The sequence below is a fragment of the Streptomyces sp. NPDC101160 genome, assembly GCF_044768205.1.
Lineage (GTDB): Bacteria > Actinomycetota > Actinomycetes > Streptomycetales > Streptomycetaceae > Streptomyces.
The window spans coordinates 290,222-312,863 of the sequence record NZ_JBIWPJ010000003.1 but is presented as its reverse complement, the minus strand read 5'-3'; the positions used below and the strand labels follow the sequence as shown (position 1 = coordinate 312,863).

The window sequence follows — 22,642 nt, the reverse complement described above, 5'->3', positions numbered from 1 at the left end:
ACGAAGGCTTGCAACGGTTCTCGCAATCACTCATCGTCGATCCAACCGAAAGTTTTCATCGGTGCATTGCAAGTGAGTGCAGGACGCTTGTACTGTCCCGGCTCATGACGAACAGCGGCCGCAGCGAAGCGGACAGATCGATCGGACGCAGAGGCGTCCTGCACATGGGTGGTGGCGCCCTCGCCGCCGGCCTCGGCGGCCTCGCCCTCACCGCCTGCTCGGGAACCGGCGCCGGCGGCGGTACGGGCGCGGCCGGCGACCCGGGGAGGGGCGAGATCACCGTCTGGTCCTGGCAGGGGCCGGCCGCCGAACTCAAGGCCCTGCTCCCGGAGTTCAACAAGGCGTACCCGGACATCAAGGTCACCGTGCAGGACATCGGGAACCCCGCCATCTGGGACAAGATCACCACCGGTCTGGCCGCCGGCGGCCAGGGGCTCGCCGACGTCCTCCACATCGGCGTCGACTACCTTCCCGGCTACGTCGAGCGCTTCCCCGGCGGCCTCGCCGACCTCGGCCCGCTCGGTGCCACCCGGCACAAGGACGCCTTCGCCGCCGGTCTCTGGCAGACCGTCTGTCCCGACGGCAGGCGCGTCAACGCCCTGCCCTGGGAGGCCAATTCGGCCGGCTTCTACTACCGCGCCGATCTCTTCGAGAAGGCGGGCGTCGACGCCGTGGCCCTCCAGACCTGGGACGAGACGATCGAGGCCGGCAAGCGCCTCAAGGCGAAGACCGGCGCCCACCTCCTCGGCATCGACAAACCGGCCTCCCAGCCCGACGCCGCCAACTTCTTCCAGATGCTGCTCCAGCTCCAGGGCGTCTTCTACTTCGACCTCGAAGGCCGGGTCACCCTGGACTCGCCCGAGGCGGTGCGGGCCATGACGCTGATCAAGACCATGAACGACGCCGGTCTGGTCAGCGACCTCTCCGGCGGCTGGAACGCCCTGATGAGCTCGCTCAAACAGGGCACCAACGCCGTCGCGCCCTGGCCCACCTGGTTCGGAGGCGTCATCGAGGAGCAGGTTCCCGCCGAGGCCGGCAAGTGGAAGGTGCGGCTCCCGCCCGCCGTACGGCGCGGCGGCCCCACCGCCGCCACCGTGAACTCCACCCACCTCGCCGTCTCCGGCAGCAGCAGGCACCAGGCGGCCGCGTGGTCCTTCGTCGAGTTCGCCCTCACCCGTCCCGCCTCCCAGGTGCGGATCTACCGGGGCAAGGGCATCGCCCCCGCCCTCATGAAGGCCTATGACGACGCCGTGTTCCACGAGCCCTCGGCCTTCTTCAGCGGCCAGAAGAAGGGCGAGATCTTCCTCGCCGCCCTCAAGGCGCCCTCTCCGGCCGTGAACTACACCTCCGACTACGCCCGCGCCCTCAAGCTCGTCACCGACGCCCAGTCCCAGGTGCTCCTCAAGGGCGCCGACCCGGCCACCGTGCTGCGCGAGGCGGCCGCCGAACTCGTCCGCCAGACCGGCCGGAAGTCCGCCCGATGAGCCTGGCCAAGCCGCTCCCGGCCGCCGCCCGCCCCCGGCGGCGCGGCCGGACGGCCCCGTACCTCTTCGTCCTGCCGGCCCTGCTGCTCTTCGCCGTCTTCAAGCTCTACCCGATCGGCTGGTCCTTCGTGATCAGCCTGCACCGCACCGTCGCCGGCGTGGAGACCTTCGTCGGCCTCGACAACTACCGGCGGCTGCTCGACGACCCGCTGATGTGGACCGCGCTCCGCAACACGGCGGTCGTCCTCGCGGTGCAGGTCCCGCTGATGCTGGCCCTCGCCACGGGTCTCGCCGTCGCCCTCGACTCCACGCTGCTGCGCGGCCGTCCGGTCTTCCGGCTCGGCTTCTTCCTGCCGATGGTCACCGGCCTCGTCGCGTACGGCATCGTCTTCTCCGTCCTCCTGAACAAGGACTACGGGCTCGTCAACTGGCTGCTCGGCCTTGCCGGCGTCGACCCCGTGCCCTGGCTCACCGACGGCCTGTGGGCCCGGATATCCCTCGGCCTCGCCCTCACCTGGCATTACACCGGCTACAACGCCGTCATCCTGCTCGCCCGTCTCCAGACCGTGCCGGCGGAGCTGTACGACGCCGCCGCCGTCGACGGGGCCGGCGCCCTCGCCGCGTTCCGGCACGTCACCCTGCCCGGGCTGCGCCCCGCGCTGCTGCTCACCACCGTGCTGTCGACCATCGGCACGCTGCAGCTCTTCGACGAGCCGATGGTCCTCACCGGCGGCGGCCCCGACAACGCCACCCTCACCATCGGCGTGTACCTCTACCGCAACGCCTTCAGCTACGTGGACTTCGGCTATGCCTCCGCCCTCGCCTACGCCCTGACCCTGCTCATCGGCCTCCTCGGCCTGGTCCAGTTCCGCCTCCTGGGAGACAAGTCGTGAGACACGCCGTGCCGAACCGATCCCCGGGCCGGCGGGCCGGCCGCTCGCTGCTGCTCACCTCCGGCCTCGCGATCGCCCTCGCCGCCGTCGCCGTGCCCTTCTACTGGCTCGTCGTCGGCGCCACCCACAGCTCGCGCGAACTCTTCACCAGCCCGCCACCGCTGCTCCCCGGCACCCATCTCGGGGAGAACCTCGCCACGCTCCAGGACACCGCGCACTTCGGCCGGGTCGTCCTCAACTCCCTCGGCATCGCCGGTGTGTACACGCTCCTCGCGGGCACGGTCTGCACGCTCGCCGGGTACGGCTTCGCCACCTATCGCTTCCGCGGCCGCGAGGCCCTCTTCGGGCTGCTCATGCTGGGCCTCGTCGTGCCCGCCCAGATCACCCTCGTCCCGCTCTTCCGGATGATGGCCGAGCTCCAGTGGCTCGGCACCTACCAGGCGGTCATCGCCCCCAACCTCGCGCTGCCCTTCGGCATCTTCCTCATGCGCCAGTCCATGGCGGCGCTCCCGAAGGAACTGCTCGACTCCGGCCGCATGGACGGCTGCGGTGAGCTGCGGCTCTTCCTGAGGGTCGCGCTGCCGCCGATGCGGCCCGCCCTCGCGGCCCTCGCGATCTTCCTCTTCCTCTACCAGTGGAACGACTTCGTGTGGCCGCTGATCGTGCTGCGCGACGAGGTGACCTTCACGCTCCCCGTCGCCCTCGCCTCCCTGCAGGGACTCGACGAGACCGACTACGGCGCCATCCTCGCCGGCACGTCGATCGCCGCCGTCCCCATGGTGGTCGTCTTCCTGCTCCTCCAGCGCCACTTCGTCTCCGGCCTCCTCGCGGGCGCCGTCAAGGAATGACCATGACCTTCCAGGCCCGGGCCGACGAGCCCGTGACCACCGCCCACGAGACCCCGGCGCCCGCCGAACCCCTGCACGACGGGGTCTCGATCGCCCTCCTCTCCCCCGGCGCCACGCCCTCCTGGTCCCTGACCGGGCTGCCGGACGGACTCCACGCGCTCGACGTCCACGCCCTGGGCAGCCCCGTCGAGGTCCGCCTCTCCGTGCCGCTCGGCGACGCCGCCGGCTACTGGCACCCGCAGGGCGGCTGGCGCCGCACCCTCGTCCCCGACTGGGCCGGGCGGGCCGCCACCTGCCTCGTCGACGGCCCCGCCGCCGGCTCCCTCTACGAGCATTCCGGCGCCACCCTCCTCACCTGGGCCGCCGCCGACCCCGTCACCGAGGCCACTGTCCGCTTCGGCGTCTCCGAGGAGAACGACACCCATGTCGTCCACCTCCGGCTGCCCGCCGCCGACCGTCCGCACCGACTGCTGCTCGCGCCCCGCGCGGCCTCCGTGGCCGCCGCCCTGCGCCCGGTCCGCGCCCACCTCGCCGCCGCGCACCCGCCCCTGCCCGTCCCGGACGCGGCCCGCGTCCCCGTCTACTCCACCTGGTACGCCTTCAACCAGGACGTCACAGCCGGCGCCGTCGAGACCCAGGCCGCGCTCGCCGCGGAGCTCGGCTGCGGGGCGCTGATCCTCGACGACGGCTGGCAGGCGTACGGAAACGGGCGCGGCTACGCGGGCGTCGGCGACTGGCGGCCCGATCCCGCCAAGTTCCCCGACCTCGCCGCGCACGTGGCCGCCGTCCGCGCCCACGGCCTGCGCCACCTCCTCTGGGTGGCACCGCTGCTCCTCGGCGCGGAGGCCGACTGCCACGACCGGTGGGCCGCCGCGGCCCCCCGTCCCGCCACCGTGCCCGGCGCCCACGTCCTCGACCCGCGCCGCCCCGAGGTGCGCCGGCACGTCGTCGACCTGTGCGTCTCGCTCGTCCGCGGACACGGACTCGACGGTCTCAAGCTCGACTTCCTCGACGAGGCCGCCGTCTACGCGGGCGACGGCGGCGGCGACGTCGGCCACGCGATGACCCTGCTGCTCGACGCGCTGCGGCGGGAGCTGGAGGCCGTCCGGCCCGGGATCCTCCTGGAGCTGCGCCAGCCGTACACGGGCCCCGGCATGGCCCCGTACGGGAACATGCTGCGTTCCTTCGACTGCCCGGCGGACGCCACCGCGAACCGGGTGAACACGATCGACACCGCGCTCCTCGCGGGCGGCGGCGCCGTCCACTCCGACATGCTCATGTGGTCGCGCGGCGCGGGGACGGAGGCCGTGGCCCGGCAGTTGATCGGGGCGCTGCACTCCGTACCGCAGATCTCCGTCCGCCTCGACGAGGTGCCCGAGGAGCACCGGCGGACCGTGCGCTTCTGGCTCGGCTGGTGGCGCCGGCACCGCGAGCTGATCCTCGACGGCGAGACCGAGCCGGGGCGCCCGGACGAGCTGTACCCGCTGGTGCGCTCGGCCCGGGGCGGCGAGTGCCTGATCAGTGTGCACGGCGACCGGGTCGCGAGCCTCGACACGGCCGCGCACCGCGTCTTCCATCTGGTGAACGGTTCCGACCGGGACCGGGTGATGGTCGAGGTCACGGGTGGCGGCGGACCGGTGGCGGCCCGGGTTCACGGCCCGGACGGCCGTATGATGGATGATCCGCTGACGCTCCTGCCGGACGGACCGCGGCCCCTGGCCGTCCCGCGCGGCGGCCTGGTGTCGCTCACACTCACGGAAGGACCGCGATGAAGGTCGGCATCACCGACGTCGCAGCCCGCGCACAGGTCAGTGAGGCCACCGTCAGCCGGGTGATCAACCGGCGCCAGGGGGTGTCCCGCAAGACGCGCGAGGCGGTCGAGTCGGCCATGGCCGAGCTCGGCTACGAGCGGCCCACCCAGGGTCAGCTGGTGGCGGTCGTCACCGAGTTCGTGTCGAACCCGTTCTTCGCCGACGTCGCCGAGCGGATCGAGTCCGCGCTCGCCCCGCACGGCCTCAAGACCGTCCTGTGCCCCGTCTTCCCGGGCGGCGTGCAGGAACTGGACTTCCTCACCGCGCTCGTCGACAAGGGCGTCGCCGCCGTGGTCTTCCTCTCCGCGTCCAACACGGTGGAGGGCGCCGACACCGAGAGCTACGAGCTGCTGCGCCAGCGCCGCGTCCCCTATGTCGGCATCAACGGCGAGTTCGCCGACGGCGTGCCCGTCCCCGTCTACTCCACCGATGACGCCCTCGCCGCCGAGCTGGCCGTCGACCACCTCCACCGGCTCGGCCACCGCCGCATCGGCATGGCCTCCGGCCCCGCGGGCAACCGGCCCGCCGACCGGCGGGTGCGCGGATTCGTCGACGCGATGACCCGGCGTGGCGCCGAGGACGCCGAACGGTGGGTCGTGCGCCAGTCCTACACGGTGGAGGGCGGGCAGGCCGCCGCCGCCACCCTGGTGGCGCAGGGCGCCACCGCCGTCGTCGCCGCCAGCGACTACATGGCCCTCGGCGCCATCCGGGGCATCCGGCGGCAGGGGCTCTCCGTGCCGGGGGACGTCTCGGTCGTCGGTTACGACGGTTCGTCCGTCACCGAGTTCACCGAGCCGGCGCTCACCACCGTCCGTCAGCCGGCCGACCGGCTCGCCCTGGAGGTGGGCCGCAGCGTCCTCGCCCTGGTCAGCAACCGCGAGGTGCCGACCGGTGAGCTCCTCTTCGACCCGGAGCTGGTGATCCGCGCCTCCACAGGACCGGCGCCGGCCGTCCAGGTGGCCGGCAGCTGACCGGAGCCGCGATCTGTCCGCCGCCCGCCGCCAGGGCGGTGAGGGCTCGGCCGCGGAAGCCGTCGGCGCGGAACTCCTCGGTGCCGCCCCCGAGGCCCCCGCCGCCCCGGTGCGAGCCGAGCCGCGCGGTGTTCGCCCCGAGGCCTCCGCACAGCGGCGTGCGGCGCGTACAGTGTGGTCGGGCGCGGTGAGATCATGAGGAGTTCGTGTGACTGCGGTCAGCCTTGAGCACACCACCGTTCCCGCCGACACCGACGAGGTGACCCTGCTGATAGCCCGGCGGGTGGAACCCGGCCACGAGGCCGCCTTCGAGCGGTGGGCGAAGGGCATCCTCGACACGGCGGCGACGTTCCCCGGCCACCTCGGATACGGACTCTTCCGCTCCTCCGGCGGCGACGCCCCCTGGTTCCTCGTCCACCGTTTCCGGGACCCGGAGGCATGCCGGGCCTGGCAGGAGTCGCCCGAGCGCGCGGCCTGGTTCGCCGACTGCGACGGACACCACCACGCCGAGATCGCCCGGCGGCAACTCACCGGCATGGAGACCTGGTTCGCCAAGCCGGGCTCGACGCGGCCCGCGCCGCCCCGATGGAAGATGGCGATCAGCGCGACCCTGGCGATCTATCCGATCTCCGTGCTCGGAAGCCTCTTCCTGGTGCCCCACCTCACCGCGCTGCCCGTCCTGCTCAGCAGCGCGGTCGTGGCCTGCGTCTTCAACGTGCTGATGACGTACGTGGCGATGCCCGCCGTGAGCAGACTCCTGCGCGGCTGGCTCACCTCGTAGTGCCGGTCAGGCCGGCAGGGTCCACACCTGGTTGGACGTGGCGGTGCGGCCGTTGCCGCGCACACGCGGATGCCACCCGAAGAAGGGGTTCGGCACAGGAATTCCCGAGTGAGACGACGACAGCGTGCAGAACTCGTCCGAGAGGCTGCCGTTGACCGAGGACCTCCCCCTGACCATTCCTCGACCACTCTTGCGCACTTCTGATTGCCGAGGATATCTCTAGAGCACCTTAGATCAGATGCTCCCTCCAGGAGGTACGTCATGAGTCACGTCGCCGAGGAGATCGCCAGTCAGCCCGAGTGCTGGCGCCGCGCCATGGAGCTGAACCCGCTCGGCCTGCCCGAGCCCGGCGAGCGCGTGGCCGTGCTCGGCTGCGGCACCTCGCTCTACATCGCGCAGGCGTACGCCGCTCTGCGCGAGTCGGCCGGCCAGGGCGAGACCGACGCCTTCGCCGCCTCCGAGTTCCCCTCGGCGCGGCGCTACGACCGGATCGTGGCCATCACCCGCTCCGGCACCACGACGGAGGTCCTCGACGCGCTCGGCCGGTCGGCCGGCGTCCCGGCCGTCGCCCTCACCGGCGACCTGGCGACGCCGGTCAGCGAGGCCGCCGACACGGTGATCGACCTGGAGTTCGCCGACGAGAAGTCCGTGGTGCAGACCCGGTTCGCCACCACCGCGCTCGTGCTGCTGCGGGCGCACCTCGGTCTGGCCCCGGCCGATCTCCCGGAGCAGGCGCGGCAGGCCGTCGGCGTACCGCTCCCCCAGGGCGCCGTCCAGGCCCGGCAGTTCACGTTCCTCGGCGCCGGCTGGACGATCGGTCTGGCCAACGAGGCGGCGCTCAAGCTGCGCGAGGCCGCGGGCGCGTGGACCGAGTCGTACCCGGGGATGGAGTACCGGCACGGTCCGATCAGCGTCACCGGTCCGGAGAGCCTGGTGTGGTTCTTCGGACAGCCGCCGGCCGGCCTGCCGGACCAGGTCGTCGCGACGGGCGCGACCGCGTCGGTGTCGTCCCTCGACCCGCTGGCCGACCTGATCCGCGCCCAGCGGCTGGCCGTCGAGCTGGCCGGGGCGCGCGGGCTCGACCCCGACCGGCCGCGCAATCTCACGCGGTCGATAGTCCTGACGCAGCCGTGAGCGAACGAACGGGAACAATCATCCTGACGCAGCCTTGAGCGAACGCCGGGACGCCACCCGGCCGGTGATCGAGCGCTTCACCGCCGGGCCCCGGCCGGACCGGCTCACCCGGACCGTGGCGCTGTCCGCCGCCGCCGTCGTCGCCGCACCGCCGGCCGGCGACGTCACCCCGGCCGTCCACCGGCGCCTGCCGCGCCGGCGACGTTGCCCCGCTCACCACACCCCAAGGAGCCTTGCCATGCCACTGACCGGTACGGGCACGATCACCGCCGCCGCCACCGCGGCCCGGGGCGGAGTCGGAGCGTTCAACGTCATCCAGCTCGAACACGCGCAGGCGATCACCACCGGGGCCGAGGCGGCCGGCACGCCCGTCATCCTCCAGATCAGCGAGAACGCCGCCCGGTACCACGGCGGTCTGGCCGCCGTCGGCGCCGCCGCGCTGGCCGTCGCCGAGGCCGCCACGGTGCCCGTCTCCGTCCACCTGGACCACGCGACCTCCGTCGACCTGGTCCGGCAGGCCGTGGAACTGGGCTTCACCTCCGTCATGTTCGACGCCTCGGCGCTGGACTACGCGGAGAACGTCCGCACCACCGCGGAGGTCGTGGCCCGCTGCCACGAGGAGGGCGTGTGGGTCGAGGCCGAGCTCGGCGAGGTGGGCGGCAAGGACGGGGTGCACGCGCCCGGCGCGCGTACGGATCCGGCGGAGGCGGCGGCCTTCGTGGCCGCGACGGGTGTGGACGCCCTGGCGGTCGCGGTGGGCACGTCCCACGCGATGCTCACCCGGGACGCCGCGCTCGACTTCGGCCTGATCGCGGCCCTGCACGAGGCCGTTCCGGTGCCGCTGGTGCTGCACGGCTCCTCGGGCGTCGCCGACGCGCACCTGACCGCGGCGGTCGAGCACGGCATGACCAAGGTCAACATCGCCACCCACCTCAACAAGGTCTTCACCCGCGCCGTCCGGGAGACGCTCGGCGGCGACGAGCTGCTCGTCGACACCCGGCGCTACCTCGGGGCCGGGCGGGCCGCCGTGACGGCCGAGGTGACCCGGCTCCTCGGCGTACTGAAGGCCCCTCGCTGGAGCGGTGCCGCCGCGACTCTCTGAGTACGGCGGAGGCTTCGGACCGCCCGGGTCGATTCGTCCGCCCCGGATCAGTCCGGCAGGCCCCCCTCCCGCCGGCCGCCGCAGGAGTCGCGCACCGTGATGGCGGGACGCAGGAGCACCTGGCGCCGGGGCTGGTCCGGGTTCCGGAGCCGCTGCAGCAGCAGTCCCGCCGCGGTGCGGCCCAGCTGGTGCTTGGGCGGTGCCACGGCGGTGAGCGGGATCTCGGCCAGGTCGGCGATCTCGTCGTCGTACGCGATCAGCGCCAGGTCCCCGGGCACCGTGAGGCCCGCCCGGCGGGCGGCGGCCGCCAGCAGGGCCGCCTGCCGGTCGCCGAAGCAGACCGCCGCCGTGGCGCCCGCCGCCCGCAGCCGCGCCAGGCAGCGGTCGGCCGCGGCCGGGCTCCACTCCTGCAGGGCGGCGCTGAACTCGGCCGTACGGCAGCCGAGTTCGCGTACGGCCTGGCGAAAGCCCCGGCTCACCGGCTCGGCCGTCGGGCTGGGCGCCCGCAGTACCAGACCGATGGCCCGGTGGCCGAGCCGGGCGAGGTGGTGGACGGCGTCGTAGCCGCCGGCCTCGTGGTGGGTGCAGACGTTCTCGGTGGTGTCGCCGAGCGTGCTGCCGCGGCGCTCCACCAGCACGGCCGGCACCGGCAGTCCGGCCAGCCGGCGCAGATGCGCCTCGGGCTGCTCGGGCCCGTCCAGGGTGGGCACCAGGAGCAGGCCGTCGACGCCGGCGTCGAGCAGCTCCCCGAGGGCGCGCCGTTCGCGTGCCTGGTCGTAGTCGGAGCAGACGATCGCGAACCGTGCGCCGGCCGCCGTGAGCTCCTCCTCGATGCCGGCCAGCACCCGCGGGTAGTAGAAGGCGGTGTCCGGCACGACGACGCCGATCAGTTCGGCGCGGCGCTCGCCGCTGTCCGGGGCGAGGACGTAGGTGCCCGCTCCCTGGCGGCGCACCACGAGCCGCTCGGCGACCAGGTCGGCGACCGCCCGGCGGACAGTGCTGATGGAGGCGCCGTTGGCCCGCGCGAGTTCGGGTTCCGTCGGCAGCCGGCTCCCCGGCGGCCAGACGCCCTCGGCGATCTCCCGGCGCAGCCGGTCGGCGAGCCTCCTGAACTTCAGCTCTCTGCCGCCGGGTCCGCCCGCATCCGTCCCGCGGTACACCGAGCCGGTCATGTGCACTCCCTGGTCACTCACGCCTAGCAAGGATTTGACACGAGTCATGCGAGGTCAACGCCCATTCGACCGCATGAATCCACCGCCCGTGCCCACGCACCGCCGGTCCGGCCGCGCCGCACCCGCGAAACATGTGGTCGGTCATGTGCCGCCGACGCGTTGCCCCTCCCTGGGCACGGCACCTAGCGTCCTCGCCATTCCGATCACGGACTCGTCAAGGAGGGCGCTCATGGAAGCCGAGCAGTTCGCTGTGCCTCTCACCGCGGCGGTGAGCCGCCGCCGGCTGCTCCGGCTCGCCGGGGCGGCGGCCGCTCTCACCGGCGCCGCCCAGGTGCTCGGCCCGACGCCTGCCCGGGCCGCCGACACGTACGACGCCATGCGCGACACCTGGGTGCGGCTGCTCACCGGCACCGGCTTCGACCCGGCCGCCGCCCCGTTCGCCGCCGCGCTGTCCTCCCTCGGCACCGAGGCGAACACCCATCTGTCCGCGATGGCCCCCGGCACCTCCTCCCTCTGGCCGGACCTGCCGGTCGGCACCGTCTCCGCCAACGTCACCGGCAGCTATGCCCGGCTGCGGACCATGGCTCTGGCTTACGTCCAGCCGGGCACCGGCCTCACCGGCAGCGCCTCGCTCGCCACGGCCGTCTCCACCGGTCTCGACTGGCTGTCCGCGCACGCGTACACGCCGTCGACGGCGGTCTACGACAACTGGTGGGACTGGGAGATCGGGGCGCCCCAGCGGCTCCTCGACGTCTGCGCGCTGATGTACTCCCGGCTCACCTCGACGCAGATCGCGAACAACTGCGCCGCGATCGACCACTTCGTGCCGCTGTCCGAGTTCGCCTCCTACAGCGGGCACAGCACCGGCGCCAACCGGGTCGACCTGTGCCGGGTGCTCGCCCTGCGCGGCGTGATCGGCAAGAGCCCGAGCCTCGTCGGCACCGCACGGCAGGCGCTCTCCCCCGTCTTCCCGTACGTCCTGACCGGTGACGGCCTGTACGCCGACGGCAGCTTCGTCCAGCACACCTGCGTCCCGTACGCCGGCACCTACGGCACGGTCCTGCTCGGCGGCCTCGGCAGGATGTTCATGCTGCTCGCCGGGACGCAGTGGGCCGTCACCGACCCGGAAGTACAGAACTTCTGTTCCGGAGTGGCCACCGGCTGGGCGCCGTTCGTCTACAACGGCCTGGTCATGGACGGCGTCTCGGGCCGGGCGATCAGCCGCGGCGTGCAGAACAGCGACTCGCTGCACATCCAGCAGGACGACCACACCCGGGGCCACGCGGTCGTCTCGGACATCCTCCGGCTGGCCGCCTCGGGAACGCCCACCGCGGCGCAGTCGGCGTCCTGGAAGGCGATGGTGAAGGGCTGGCTCCAGCGTGACTACTACGCGCCGCTGCTGAACGACAGGAGCGTCGGGATACCCGAACTGGCCGCCGCACAGGCTCTGCTGAACGACGCGACGGTCGCCGCCGCCGCGGAGCCCGTCGGGCACCGCCTGTTCGCCATGGACCGCTCCGTCCACCGCCGGGCCGGCTGGGCCGCTCAGATCAGCATGTGCTCCGCCCGCACCACGTTCTACGAGACAGGCAACGGCGAGAACCTGCGCGCGTGGCACTCCAACAGCGGCATGCTCTCCTGGTGGGGCGACACCTACGGCAACGGCCAGTACGCGGACGCCTTCTGGGCCACCGTCGACCCGTACCTGCTGCCCGGCACCACCGTCTCCACGCTCCCCCTCGCCGACGCGGCCGGCGGGGAGTGGAACAGGACCCGGCCGGCGAACACCTGGGCAGGCGGCACCACCGACGGCACCTACGCCGCCGTCGGCCAGGACGTGCGCGGACTGCAGTCCACCCTGGCCGGCCGGAAGTCCTGGTTCTGCCTGGACGACTCGGTCTACTGCCTGGGCGCCGGCATCACCGGCACCGACGGCGTCGGCGTGCAGACCACCGTCGACAACCGCAACCTCGGCGTGAACAACAACCAGGTCTTCACGGTCGACGGCGCCGTCCAGCCCAGCACCCTCGGCTGGAGCCAGACCTTCACCGGCAGCCGGTACATGGCCGTGGGCGGCATGGGCGCCTGGGTCTTCCCGGGCGGCGCGACCGTCAAGGCCAAGCGGGCCGCCCGGACCGGCGCCTGGTCCACCGTCAACACCTCGTCCTCCACCACCCCGCTCACCCGCAACTACCTCTCGCTCTGGTTCGACCACGGCACCGACCCCACCGGCGCGAGCTACTGCTACCAGCTCATGCCGGGCGCCACGGCCTCCGCCGCGGCGGCCCGGGCCGACGCCCCCAACGTCACCGTCCTCGCCAACAGCGCCACCGCGCAGGCCGTGAGCTGCCCGTCGCTCGGCCTGACCATGGCCAACTTCTTCGCCGCCGGCACCGCCGGGCCGATCACCGTCTCCGGGCCCTGTTCCGTCCTCATGAAGGAGCAGAACGGCAGCATGACCGTCGTCGTCTCCGACCCCACCCGGTCCGCGGCCACCGTCCAGGTCACCATCGCCCGCAGCGCCTACCCCGCCGTCTCGGCCTCCTCCGGCGTCAACGTGCTGACCACCTCCGGGCAGGTCGTCCTGCTCGCGGAGACCGGGGGCACCCAGGGTGCCGGCCGGACCGTCACCCTCAGCGCCTCCGGCGCGGCCGCCGCGCCGCGGACGGCGGCCGCGCTGGGCGCCACCGCCACCACGTATGTCCGCGACGGCGCGTACGCCGGCACCAACTACGGCAACGCCACCACCATGGTCGTGAAGAACGCCGGCAGCACGGGCAGCGGCTACAACCGCAGGTCCCTGCTCGCGTTCGACGTCTCCGGGCTCGCCGGCACGGTCTCCCGGGCCGTGCTGTGGCTCCACGGCAACGTCCAGGACTCCGGCGGCGCCCAGACGGTCCTCCAGGCCTTCGCCACCGCCTCCGGCGCCTGGACCGAGACCGGAGTGACGTGGAACAGCGCCCCGGCCCTGGCCGGCGCGCTCGGCACCGGGCAGGTCTCCAGCGGCTACGACTGGGTCGGCCTCGACGTCACCGACGCCGTCGCCGCCGCGCAGACCTCCGCCGGCGGGAACGGCACCGCCTCGCTCGCCGTCTTCGAACCGCTCGGCACGTCCGGCCTCGCGGCCGTCCTGACCACCCGGCTCGGCAGCGCCGGCCAGCCCTGCCTGGAGGTCATCACGGGCTGAGCCGTCCGCTCCTCGCTTGCGATCGATTGATCGCACACGCTCACCGACGCACCGGCCTCAGCAGCGGGCGAGGGTGCCGCTGTCCAGGGCCGACTTGTCGCCGAAGATCCAGCCCTCGGTGTCCGTGCCCGCGATCCGGGCGTAGATCCACTTGTTGGCCTCGGCGTTGGTGACGTAGCACTCGTAGGAGACCTTCGTGCCGGTGTCGATCGCGGTCACATAGGAGCACTTCGCGTACGGCCCGGTGTAGAGGTGGGTGTTCCGGGACGCGTGGCCGGTGCCGCTGCTGCGGTCCGAGTGGGCCCAGCCGGTGCACGCCGTCGAGACCGGGACGGGCTCCTTCACCGTGGCACTGGGCGTCGCCTTGGGAGCGGACGACGGGCTGCCGGCCGGCTTGTCCGCTCCGTCGCCCGGCGCCGACGTGGGATCCGTCTCCGGGGCCTCGTCCTTCTTGGAGGGGGTACCGGACGGCGTCTCGCCGGGGTTGACGGACGTCAGGTCACCCGGGGAGGTCGGGCCGTCGGTCGTACCGCCCGCGCCGGGCATGTCGCCGTCGGCGGAAGTGCTCGCCGCCGGCAGCGCCGTGTCCGGCCCGTCGCCGCCCTCGGTGCCCCGCATGTCCATCAGCGCGTAGGCGACTCCGCCGCACAGCAGGACGGTGGCGGCCGCCACCGCGACGACGGTACGGGTGCGGCGCCGGCGCGCGCGGGCCGTCGTGGCACGGGTCTCGGACCGGCCGGGGTGACCGGCGGCGGCAGCGGGCGCCATGCCCGGCGGCGGGACGACCGCGGGCTGCGGGACGGCGTACGGGCCGGCCGGCGGGTAGGACGCGGCGGGCTGCGGGACGGGCTGGGAGAACGGTCCGGCCATGGCCGGACCGAAGCCCGGCGGAGTGACGGGCGGGGGCACGGGTGCCGCTGCGATGCCGGGCGTGCTACCGGGCTGGCGCACGGGTGCCGCCGCGGTTGCGGAGTGGGGCACGGGTGCCGCCGCGGTTGCGGAGTGGGGCACGGGTGCCGCCATGGTGCCCGGCTGGGGCGCCGGCGCCGGCGTCGGGAGGTCCGCCGCCGTGCCCGTGGCGACCGCCTCCAGCATCTCGCGCGCCCGCGCGGCGTCGGGCCGCTGCAGCGGGTCCTTGGCCATCAGCGCCCGCAGCACCGGGGTGAGGGGGCCGGCGCGCCGGGGCTCCGGCAGCGGTTCGCCGACGATCGCCGCCAGCGTGGACCAGACCGACGTACGGCGGAAGGGCGCGGCGCCCTCCACGGCCGCGTACAGCGTCATGCCGAGCGCCCAGATGTCCGACGCGGCGCCGGGGACCTGGCCCTGTGCGCGCTCCGGCGGCAGGTAGTCGAGGGAGCCGACGATCTGGCCGCTCTGGGTCAGCTTGGCGAGGGCCTCGTCGCCGGAGGTCTCCATGCTGGCGATGCCGAAGTCGGTGAGCACGACCCGGCCGCCGCGCTCGAGGAGTACGTTGCCGGGCTTGACGTCCCGGTGGAGGACTCCGGCCCGGTGTGCCGCGTCGAGCGCGTCCATCAGCTTGGCGCCGATCGCGGCCGCTTCGCGCGGCTCCAGCGAGCCGCGCTCCGTCAGGACGTCGTCGAGGGAGGGCCCGTCGACCAGCTCCATGACGATGACCGGCAGTCCGCGCTCCTCGACCACGTCGTGGACGGTGACCACACCGCTGTGCCGGATGCGGGCGGCGGCCTGTGCCTCCCGCTGCATCCGGACCCGCAGATCGGCCAGTTCGGCCGGGGAGGCGTCGGTGTAGGCCCGCAGGATCTTGACGGCGACCTCGCGGTTGAGCAACTGGTCGACCGCCCGGGCGACCACGCCCATGCCACCACGCCCGATCGTCGCGGTCACGCGGTACCGTCCGCCCAGGACCTCGCCGACCAGTTCCGCGCCGTTCGCCCCCGTCACGTGTCACATCCCGTTCGTCGCACTGTTCGAAATCCGCCAACTGGCGGGAACCAGAGTAGGGGTTCTCGCATGTGCGAGCGCACACGGCTCCACGCTCCCCCTCGGAAGGACGTGGCAGGCCGTCAAGCGCTCGAACGCGTTCGCGGTACGGAACGACCTCGTCACGGTGGTGTCACTCCTGGGTCGGGCCCAGGTCCGGCCTGTCCCGCAGTTCCACGGAGCGTGTGGCGGTGGCGTGGAGTTCGAGCACCGTGATCTCGTTCCGGCCGGGGCGCAGCGCCGGCGCGGGGAGGTAGAGCGTGGTCTGCGGGCCCCGGGACCAGTAGCGGCCGAGCGGGAACCCGTTGATCCAGGCCAGGCCCTTGGTCCAGCCGGGCAGGGCGAGGTAGCCGTCGGCGGGCCGGTCGAGTGCGAAGGAGCCGCGGTGGAAGGCGGGGCCGGCCAGGGGTGCGGCGGGGGCGAAGGGGATCGCGTCGAGGGTGTCCAGGGGCAGCGCGCGGCTGGTCCAGCGGGCGAGCGCGGCGTCGTTGACGGTGACCGGGCCGAGGAGGCCCTTGCGGTCGTGGAGGCCGGGCCCGTAGTTGACCCGGCCCTGGTTCTCGACCAGGACCTCCAGGCGCGCCCCGGGCCGGGGCACGGTGAAGGCGAGGGCGTGCTCGTGGCGTTCTCGCTCCAGTACGCCGACGGGCTGGCCGTCCACGAACACCTGGGCGCGGTCCCGGACTTCGGCGATCCGCAGCACGGCCGGGCCCTCGGCCGGCAGCACCGACGCGTACAGCACGAAGCCGAAGTCCTGCCCGAGCTGCTCCATGCTCAGCGGGGTCGCCGCCTCGACCGCGCTGCCGAGCGACCGGGCATGCTCCAGCAGGCCGGCGGAGCTGTCGAGTTCCACGGTCGACGGGGAGAGCTTCACGGCGGGGGCCGGCAGCGGTTCGGCGGGGACGGGCGCGTACCGGGAGATGACCTCGCGGAACGCCTCGTACTTGGCGGTGGGGTCACCGGCCTCGTCGAGCAGCGCGTCGTAGTCGTAGGAGGTGACGGTGGGACGGTAGGTGCCCTTGTCGTTGGCGCCGTTGGTGAAGCCGAAGTTGGTGCCGCCGTGGAACATGTAGATGTTGACCGAGGCCCCGGCGGCGAGCAGCCGGTCCAGGTCGGCTGCCGCGTCGGCGGCGTCGCGGGTGGTGTGGGTGGCCCCCCAGCGGTCGAACCAGCCGATCCAGAACTCGGAGCACATCAGCGGTCCGGCCGGCTGGTGCCGGCGCAGCTCCGCGAGCCCGGCCGCCACCCGGCTGCCGAGGTTGACGGTGCGCAGTACGCCGTCGAGTCCGCCGCGCTCCAGGTCGGCGGGCTGGTCGCAGGTGAAGAGGGGGACGTCCACGCCGTGGGCGCGCAGCAGGCCGGCGAGTTCGGCGAGGTAGCCGGTGTCGTCGCCGTGGGCGCCGTACTCGTTCTCCAGCTGCACGGCGAGGACGGGGCCGCCGTTGCTGGACAGGTACGGCTTGACGACGCCCATGAGGGCGGCGAGGTAGCCGTCCACGGCCGCGAGGAACCGCGGGTCACGGCTGCGCAGCGTGATGCCGTCCTCCGCGAGCAGCCACGAGGGCAGGCCGCCGCCCTCCCATTCGGCGCAGATGTACGGGCCGGGGCGGAGCAGCACGTGCAGGCCCTCGGCCGCGGCCAGGTCGAGGAAGCGGGGCAGGTCGAGACCTCCGTCCCGGTGGAAGACACCGGGCCGGGGGGCGTGGAGGTTCCAGGGGACGTAGGTCTCGACCGTGTTGAGTCCCAGCAGGCGCGCCTTGTGGAGCCGGTCGGCCCACTGCTCCGGGTGGACGCGGAAGTAGTGCAGCCCGCCGGAGATGATGCGCAGCGGTCGGTCGCCGAGCCGGAATCCGTCGGCGGTGATCTCCAGTCGGGGCATGCCGGGGTGCTCCTGGGTGTCGGTGCGGGGTCGATCAGGGTGGGGCGGTGCGGGGTTCGGTCAGGCGAGGGGGCGGCAGAGGAGGGCGTCGGGGGCGCCGCCGTGGTTCCACTGCCAGGTGTAGGCGACGCCGGCGAGGTACTCGTCGTCGGCGCACTGCCCCTTGTAGTAGCCGGGCGCCCAGTCGCTCTGCGCGGAGCCTCCGGTCGCGGGCCGGTTGTCGCCGTGGTCGAACCAGACGTTGCGGCCGGTGAGCGGCAGCGGGTGGTCGGCCGGCGCGCAGAGCAGGGCGGCCATGGCGTTGCCGTGGACGCTGTAGCCGACCGCGAAGGTGTTGTCGGGGCACTGGAGCTTGTTGTAGCCGCTCGCCCAGTCGCCGTGGGTGACGTAGCGCTCGTCGGTGACGGTCACCCAGCCGCCGGTGGCCTTGGCGGGCTGGTGGGCGTCGGTGCACAGGCCGCGGTTGGAGCTGCGGGCCAGGGCGACCACGCGCTGGGCGTCGGGGCAGTTCCCCTTGCGGTTGCCGGTGCTCCAGTCGGCCTTGGCCCGCATGGTGGCGGAGACGTTCTGGTCGCCGAAGTCGAGGTCGAGCATGTTCCAGTGGTCGACCGGGGCAACGGTCCCGGTGCGCGAGGGGGCGTTCACCAGCTTGGTCCAGTCGGTGACGCGCCAGTCACCGGGGTCCGTGACGCTCACCTTGCGGCCGGTGGCGTCGTACGAGATCAGCGCCCAGTTGTCGTTCGGTGTGCCGTTGGCATCGCTCCAGCCGACCAGCGGCCACTGGGCGAAGTCGGTGTCGTTCCGCACCAGGATGTCGGTGAAGTCGCGCCACCACGCCCGTTCCTTGGCGTTGTCGGAGCCGCGTCCGCCGGCCCCGAACTCGCTGATCCACACGGGTGCGGTGAAGTGCTGTCCGGACCGGGTGACGAACAGCGCCTCGTCGTCGACGACCTGGGCGAGCTGGTCGGGGGTGAAGTCCTGGTAGCGCGGGTCGCTGGTGGATCCCATGGTGCCGTCGGCGGCACCGGTGTTGGCCGGGCCGGTGTAGGCGTAGAAGTGTGCCGCGTAGACCAGCTTGCCGGAGTTGATCAGGGTGTTCGAGAGGGTGCGCACCGGGGTGAGCATCGGCCGGCCGTGGTCGAAGAGCGCGGCCGGAATGCCGTACCAGTTGATGCCCTCCATGACGACGAGCATGTCGGGGTCGGCCTGGAGGATGCGGTTGCCCGCCTCCTCGAAGGCGGCGTACTCGTCGTGGCCGTCGCCCCAGCCCCAGTTGGGGTTGTCCCAGGTGTCGCGGCGGACCTCGTTGCGCAGGTCGGCGCCGACGACGCGCTTGTTGGCCTTGTACCGGTTGACCAGGAACACCCAGTCGTCGATCCACTGGGCGGTGGACTGGCCGCTGTTCCACCGCTCGTTGCCGTCCAGGCCGCAGCAGAAGCGGTAACTGGTGGTGTGGTTGTTGAGGATGACGGCGAACCCGTCGGCCGTGAGAGCGTCGATGACGGCGTCGAAGACCTGGAGCGGGGTCTTGCCCTTGAGCTGCGGGTTGGCGGTGACGGCGGAGTCGGGCACGGGCGCGGTGTCGTGGACCAGCGCGTTGGCGAAGGGCAGCCGGATGCTGTTGATGCCGACGGCGTGGAAGTCGGCCATGATCTGCGGGACCGGCGTCCGGTCCAGGCCGAGCGGGATGTTGTCGGACTTCTGCCTCGCCTGGTGGTTGGCGACGTCGTCGACGTCGCCGCTGCCCTGCCAGGTGCCCTGCGCGCCGGCCCAGTTGCTCGCCTTCAGCTTGAACCGGTCGCCGTTCGCGTCGACGATGTACCGGCCCCGGGTGGAGAGCGGGCCGGTCCAGGACGCCGCGAGCTGCGGGCCGGTCAGAGTGCCCGGGGAGCCGGCCCCGGCGGCCGCCGAGTCGGCGGCGACGGCGACCGAGCCGGGAACCGTGCCGAGGAGCAGGCCGGCCGTGGCCAGCGCCGCGGACAGCGCCCGGACGACGGCTTTCGTGAACCCGGGCATGCGACTCGCTGAGTTGCCTGAACTGGCTGAGCTGGCTGAGCTGGCTGAGCTGGCTGAGCTGGCTGAGCTGGCTGAGCTGGCTGAGCTCATGCTGATCCTCCAAGGGGTGGGAGGTTACGGAGGGGGCGGGGGGGTGCGGGGGATGCGGGGGCCTCGCGGGCTGATCAGCCCTTGAGGCCGCTGGTGGCGATGCCTTCGACGATGTACCGCTGCGCGACGAGGAACATGACCACCAGAGGGGCGATGGTCACCACGGCCCCGGCGAACAGGCCGGGAAGGTTGATGGTCTGGGAGGTGAGGAAGGTGGACAGCGCGATCTGGGCGGTCCAGGCGGACGGGTCCTGGCCGATGACCAGGGGCCAGAGGAAGGAGTTCCAGCTGTCGATGAAGGCGAGCGCGCCGAGCGAGGCGAGCATGGCGCCGGAGGAGGGCAGGGCGATCCGGCGGTACAGACCGAGCCGGCCGAGGCCGTCGAGGCGTCCGGCCTCCTCGATCTCACGGGGGAACTGAAGGTAGAAGTTCCGGAACAGCAGGACCGCGAACGGGTTGAAGAGGCCGGGGGCGATGACGCCCCACAGCGTGTTGACGCCGCCCATCGAGCCGACCACGACGAACGTCGGCACGAAGGTCACCGAGCCGGGGATCATCAGGGTGGCGACCACCAGGCCGAGCACGACGCCGCGTCCCGGCACGGGGATCCGGGCCAGGCCGTATCCGGCGGCCGAGGCGAGCAGCGTCGACACCGGGGCGGTGACGGCGGCGACGAGCAGGGAGTTCCCGAGTGCCGCGCCCATGTGCAGGGCCGGGTCGGCGAAGAGCGCGGAGAAGTTCTCCCAGTGCGGCGTCGCCGGCCACCACGTCCAGTGCGGTGCCGTGAGGCTCTGCGCGTCCATCAGGGCATTGCGCAGCATCAGGTAGAACGGCGCCAGGAACAGCGCCGTCAGCAGGCCGGTCAACAGGCCGCGCGCCCCCGGGCGCAGGGTGCGGGTCGTCCTCCCCCGGCTCGTCCTCACCCGGGTCGTCTCCGCTCGGGTCGTCCTCCCCCGGGTCGTCTCCGCTCGGCTCTCCTTCGCCCGGGTCGTCCTCATGCCGCTCACTCCTCGCCCCTGCCGAAGCCGGTGATCCTGCCCTGGAGCAGGGTCACGCCCACGATCAGCGCGGTGAGGACGAAGGCTCCGGCTGATCCGAGGCCGTAGTTCTGGGTGCCCATCGCGGTGTTGTAGAGGTGGACCAGCGGGGTCTGTACGGGGGCCGAACCCGAGCCGCTCAGGCCGCTGTTGAACAGGTTGTAGAACTCGTCGAATGCCTGGAAGGCGGCGATGAACAGCAGCATCAGGACGGCGACGGAGGTGTTGCGCAGCATCGGCAGGGTGATCCGCCACAGCAGCCGCCACCCGGTGGCGCCGTCGAGCGCGGCGGCCTCGTGGATCTCCTTCGGGACGGCCTGCAGCCCGGCGAGGAAGAGGACCATGTAGAAGCCGACCTGGAGCCACAGCCGGAGCGTCACGAGCACCACCCAGTACAGCGGCGGCGAGGTGGTCTGCAGCCAGGGGACGGCGTCCATCCCGAACCAGCCGCCGATCATGTTGGCCACGCCCGCCGGAAGGCCGTTGAACAGGCACATCTTCCAGAGCAGCGAGGCCGCGACGTACGAGACGGCGGCGGGGATCAGGAAGGCGGTGCGCACCAGGGCCCGGCCGCGCCGGACGCGGTGCACCAGCAGGGCCAGGCCCAGCGAGGCGGCGAAGGTGACCGGGACGATGGCGAGCGTGAAGAGCACGATCTCGACGAGCGAGCGGCGGAAGGCCGCGTCGGAGAGCAGCTCCCGGTAGTTGTCGAGGCCGGCCCAGTGGCCGAGGCCGATGGTGCCGTGGGCGTCGCTCAGGCTGAGCAGGAGGCTCCAGCCGATGGCGACGTACTTGAAGACGCTGAGGCCGACCAGCATCGGCCCGGTGAGCAGGAGGAACGCTCCCCAGGCGCGGAGGTCGGCGCCGCGCCGGCGGTACGGGGCGGGGCCCCGCGTCGTGGCCGCGGGGCGCCCGGCACGCTCGGGGCGCGAGAGGGTGTCCGAGGTGGCGTTCATCAGGACCGCTGCTTGTCCAGGGCGGTCTGGGCCTGCGCGGCCGCGTCCGCGAGCAGCCGGGCGGCGTCGCCCTGACCACCGACGATCTTCGTCGCGGCGGCGATGAACGGGGTGCTCACGGCGGTGTCCCAGGTGCCGAGGTTGCCCCGGCCGTACCTGGCGGCGATCCGCACGGTCTCCTTGGCCGCGCCCCCGGAGAGCTTGTCGGCGGTGGCGGCGACGGACTTGCGCGGGGGTATGTGGAAGCCGTAACTCTCCGCCCAGTCCTTCTGCAGCTCGGTCTGCTCCACCCAGAGCCACTGGACGAACCTCTTCGCCGCGGCCACGTTCCGGCCCTTGGCGTTGACGCAGCTGGTCCAGCCGCCGACCCGCAGCGCGGGGGTGCCGCCGGGCCTGAACGCCGGCCAGGGCAGTACGCCGAAGTCGTCGCCGAGCGCGGCCTTGACGGCGGGCATCGACCACAGGCCGCCCCACTGCATCGGGACTACGTTCTGGACGAACGCGGCCGGGTCCCACCAGTCGGTGGTGAAGCCGAGGAGCAGGGACCTGTCGTCGTGCAGCCGCTTGAGGCCGGTCACCGCCGCCACGGCCTGCGGGGAGTCGAAGACGGCCTTGCCGTCGGTGACCAGTTCGCCGCCGTTGGACCACACCGCCACGATCGGGCTGTCGCCCACGCCGTCGTTGCCGAGGAAGAGGCCCTTGGTGTCCCCGGTGGTCAGGGCCCTGGCGGTGGAGACGAGGTCGTCGAAGGTGGCGGGCGGCGCGATCCCGGCCTTGGCGAGGACGCTCTTGCGGTAGTACAGCATCATGACGTCGTCGAGCGTCTTGACGCCGTAGAGCCTGCCGTCGACGGTCACCAGGTCCAGGTCGCCCTGGTTGAAGTCGGCCTTGGCGCTGCCGTACACCTCGTCGAGCGGGGCGATCTGCCCGCGCCGGGCGAGCGCCTCGCTGAAGTCGCCGATCTCGAAGACGTCGGGCGCCCCGTCGGTGAGCAGGGTGGCGTTGAGCTTGCTCGTGTAGTCGCCGGGGACCCAGGTGACCTTGACCGCGATGTCGGGGTTGGCCTTGGTGAAGGCGGTGGCGTAGCGGGTGACGGCCTGCTGGGTGCCGGCCTCGCCGTAGGCGTGGAACCACACGTTGAGCGTGGCCTTCGCGTCGGCCGAACCGCCGCCGGTCGGGCTGGTGGTGCAGCCCACGGCCGCGCCGGCGACGAACAGGAGGGAGCCGCCGAGAAATCCGCGTCGGCTGAGCTGCGGTCCGTATGCGCGCATGTCGCATCCTCAGAGGGTGGGGTGTGAGGGTAGGGGTGAGTCCCGCCGGAG

General features: G+C 72.8%; 16 protein-coding genes and 1 pseudogene. 9 read left to right on the top strand and 8 right to left on the bottom strand.

Going from position 1 to position 22,642, the window contains the following annotated elements:
• Positions 1–104 precede the first annotated feature (104 nt).
• Genes ACIRSU_RS10800 through ACIRSU_RS10780 form a run of 5 tightly spaced genes read left to right on the top strand, consistent with a single transcriptional unit; the run spans position 105 to position 6,007 of the window.
• On the top strand, positions 105–1,484 hold the full coding sequence (locus ACIRSU_RS10800) for an ABC transporter substrate-binding protein (protein ID WP_403790708.1): 1,380 nt from the start codon (positions 105–107) through the stop codon (positions 1,482–1,484).
• The gene (locus tag ACIRSU_RS10795; RefSeq protein WP_403790706.1) at positions 1,481–2,377 is read left to right on the top strand and encodes a carbohydrate ABC transporter permease; all 897 of its coding nucleotides are present in this window, start codon (positions 1,481–1,483) and stop codon (positions 2,375–2,377) included. The genes ACIRSU_RS10800 and ACIRSU_RS10795 overlap by 4 nt, the downstream gene beginning before the upstream one ends.
• Positions 2,378–2,385: 8 nt before the next feature.
• Entirely contained in the window at positions 2,386–3,225 is an 840-nt protein-coding gene (locus ACIRSU_RS10790; protein ID WP_403790704.1) for a carbohydrate ABC transporter permease, read from the top strand.
• A 2-nt stretch (positions 3,226–3,227) separates the two neighbouring features.
• Entirely contained in the window at positions 3,228–4,997 is a 1,770-nt protein-coding gene (locus ACIRSU_RS10785) for a glycoside hydrolase family 36 protein (protein WP_403790703.1), read from the top strand.
• Complete coding sequence (locus ACIRSU_RS10780) at positions 4,994–6,007, top strand: LacI family DNA-binding transcriptional regulator (RefSeq protein WP_403790701.1); 1,014 nt, start codon at positions 4,994–4,996, stop codon at positions 6,005–6,007. The genes ACIRSU_RS10785 and ACIRSU_RS10780 overlap by 4 nt, the downstream gene beginning before the upstream one ends.
• Before the next feature lie 4 nt (positions 6,008–6,011).
• Here ACIRSU_RS10780 and ACIRSU_RS10775 read toward each other — a convergent pair.
• Positions 6,012–6,161, bottom strand: a pseudogene (locus ACIRSU_RS10775) (DoxX protein); the annotation flags it as partial.
• Positions 6,162–6,215: 54 nt separating this feature from the next.
• Here ACIRSU_RS10775 and ACIRSU_RS10770 point away from each other — a divergent pair.
• The 3 genes from ACIRSU_RS10770 to ACIRSU_RS10760 all read left to right on the top strand — a co-directional run bounded on the left by ACIRSU_RS10770 (position 6,216) and on the right by ACIRSU_RS10760 (position 9,024).
• Positions 6,216–6,788: an antibiotic biosynthesis monooxygenase gene (locus ACIRSU_RS10770; protein WP_403790699.1), complete on the top strand. Its 573-nt coding sequence runs from the start codon at positions 6,216–6,218 to the stop codon at positions 6,786–6,788.
• Positions 6,789–7,049: 261 nt separating this feature from the next.
• On the top strand, positions 7,050–7,922 hold the full coding sequence (locus ACIRSU_RS10765; RefSeq protein WP_403790698.1) for an SIS domain-containing protein: 873 nt from the start codon (positions 7,050–7,052) through the stop codon (positions 7,920–7,922).
• A 238-nt stretch (positions 7,923–8,160) separates the two neighbouring features.
• Positions 8,161–9,024, top strand: coding sequence for a ketose-bisphosphate aldolase (locus ACIRSU_RS10760; RefSeq protein WP_403791475.1), 864 nt, complete (start codon positions 8,161–8,163; stop codon positions 9,022–9,024).
• A 47-nt stretch (positions 9,025–9,071) separates the two neighbouring features.
• On the opposite strand, the gene ACIRSU_RS10755 is transcribed toward ACIRSU_RS10760, so the two are convergent.
• Complete coding sequence (locus ACIRSU_RS10755; RefSeq protein WP_403790696.1) at positions 9,072–10,217, bottom strand: LacI family DNA-binding transcriptional regulator; 1,146 nt, start codon at positions 10,215–10,217, stop codon at positions 9,072–9,074.
• A 208-nt stretch (positions 10,218–10,425) separates the two neighbouring features.
• Here ACIRSU_RS10755 and ACIRSU_RS10750 point away from each other — a divergent pair, with 208 nt between their 5' ends.
• Entirely contained in the window at positions 10,426–13,383 is a 2,958-nt protein-coding gene (locus ACIRSU_RS10750) for a polysaccharide lyase family 8 super-sandwich domain-containing protein (protein ID WP_403790694.1), read from the top strand.
• 57 nt (positions 13,384–13,440) lie between these two features.
• Here the strand turns inward: ACIRSU_RS10750 and ACIRSU_RS10745 are convergent, their stop codons facing one another.
• The 6 genes from ACIRSU_RS10745 to ACIRSU_RS10720 all read right to left on the bottom strand — a co-directional run bounded on the left by ACIRSU_RS10745 (position 13,441) and on the right by ACIRSU_RS10720 (position 22,591).
• A complete protein-coding gene (locus tag ACIRSU_RS10745; protein ID WP_403790692.1) occupies positions 13,441–15,303 on the bottom strand; it encodes a protein kinase in 1,863 nt (620 codons plus the stop codon).
• Positions 15,304–15,475: 172 nt separating this feature from the next.
• Positions 15,476–17,221 carry a beta-galactosidase gene (locus ACIRSU_RS10740; RefSeq protein WP_403790691.1) on the bottom strand — a complete coding sequence of 582 codons (1,746 nt, stop codon included), beginning with the start codon at positions 17,219–17,221 and terminating at the stop codon, positions 15,476–15,478.
• Positions 17,222–17,281: 60 nt separating this feature from the next.
• Entirely contained in the window at positions 17,282–19,237 is a 1,956-nt protein-coding gene (locus ACIRSU_RS10735; RefSeq protein ID WP_403790689.1) for a glycoside hydrolase family 5 protein, read from the bottom strand.
• 164 nt (positions 19,238–19,401) lie between these two features.
• Positions 19,402–20,325: a carbohydrate ABC transporter permease gene (locus tag ACIRSU_RS10730; protein WP_403790687.1), complete on the bottom strand. Its 924-nt coding sequence runs from the start codon at positions 20,323–20,325 to the stop codon at positions 19,402–19,404.
• A 5-nt stretch (positions 20,326–20,330) separates the two neighbouring features.
• Entirely contained in the window at positions 20,331–21,320 is a 990-nt protein-coding gene (locus ACIRSU_RS10725) for a carbohydrate ABC transporter permease (protein ID WP_403790686.1), read from the bottom strand.
• Positions 21,320–22,591: an ABC transporter substrate-binding protein gene (locus ACIRSU_RS10720; protein ID WP_403790684.1), complete on the bottom strand. Its 1,272-nt coding sequence runs from the start codon at positions 22,589–22,591 to the stop codon at positions 21,320–21,322. Before ACIRSU_RS10720 ends, ACIRSU_RS10725 begins: the two co-directional genes overlap by 1 nt.
• Positions 22,592–22,642: the final 51 nt, after the last annotated feature.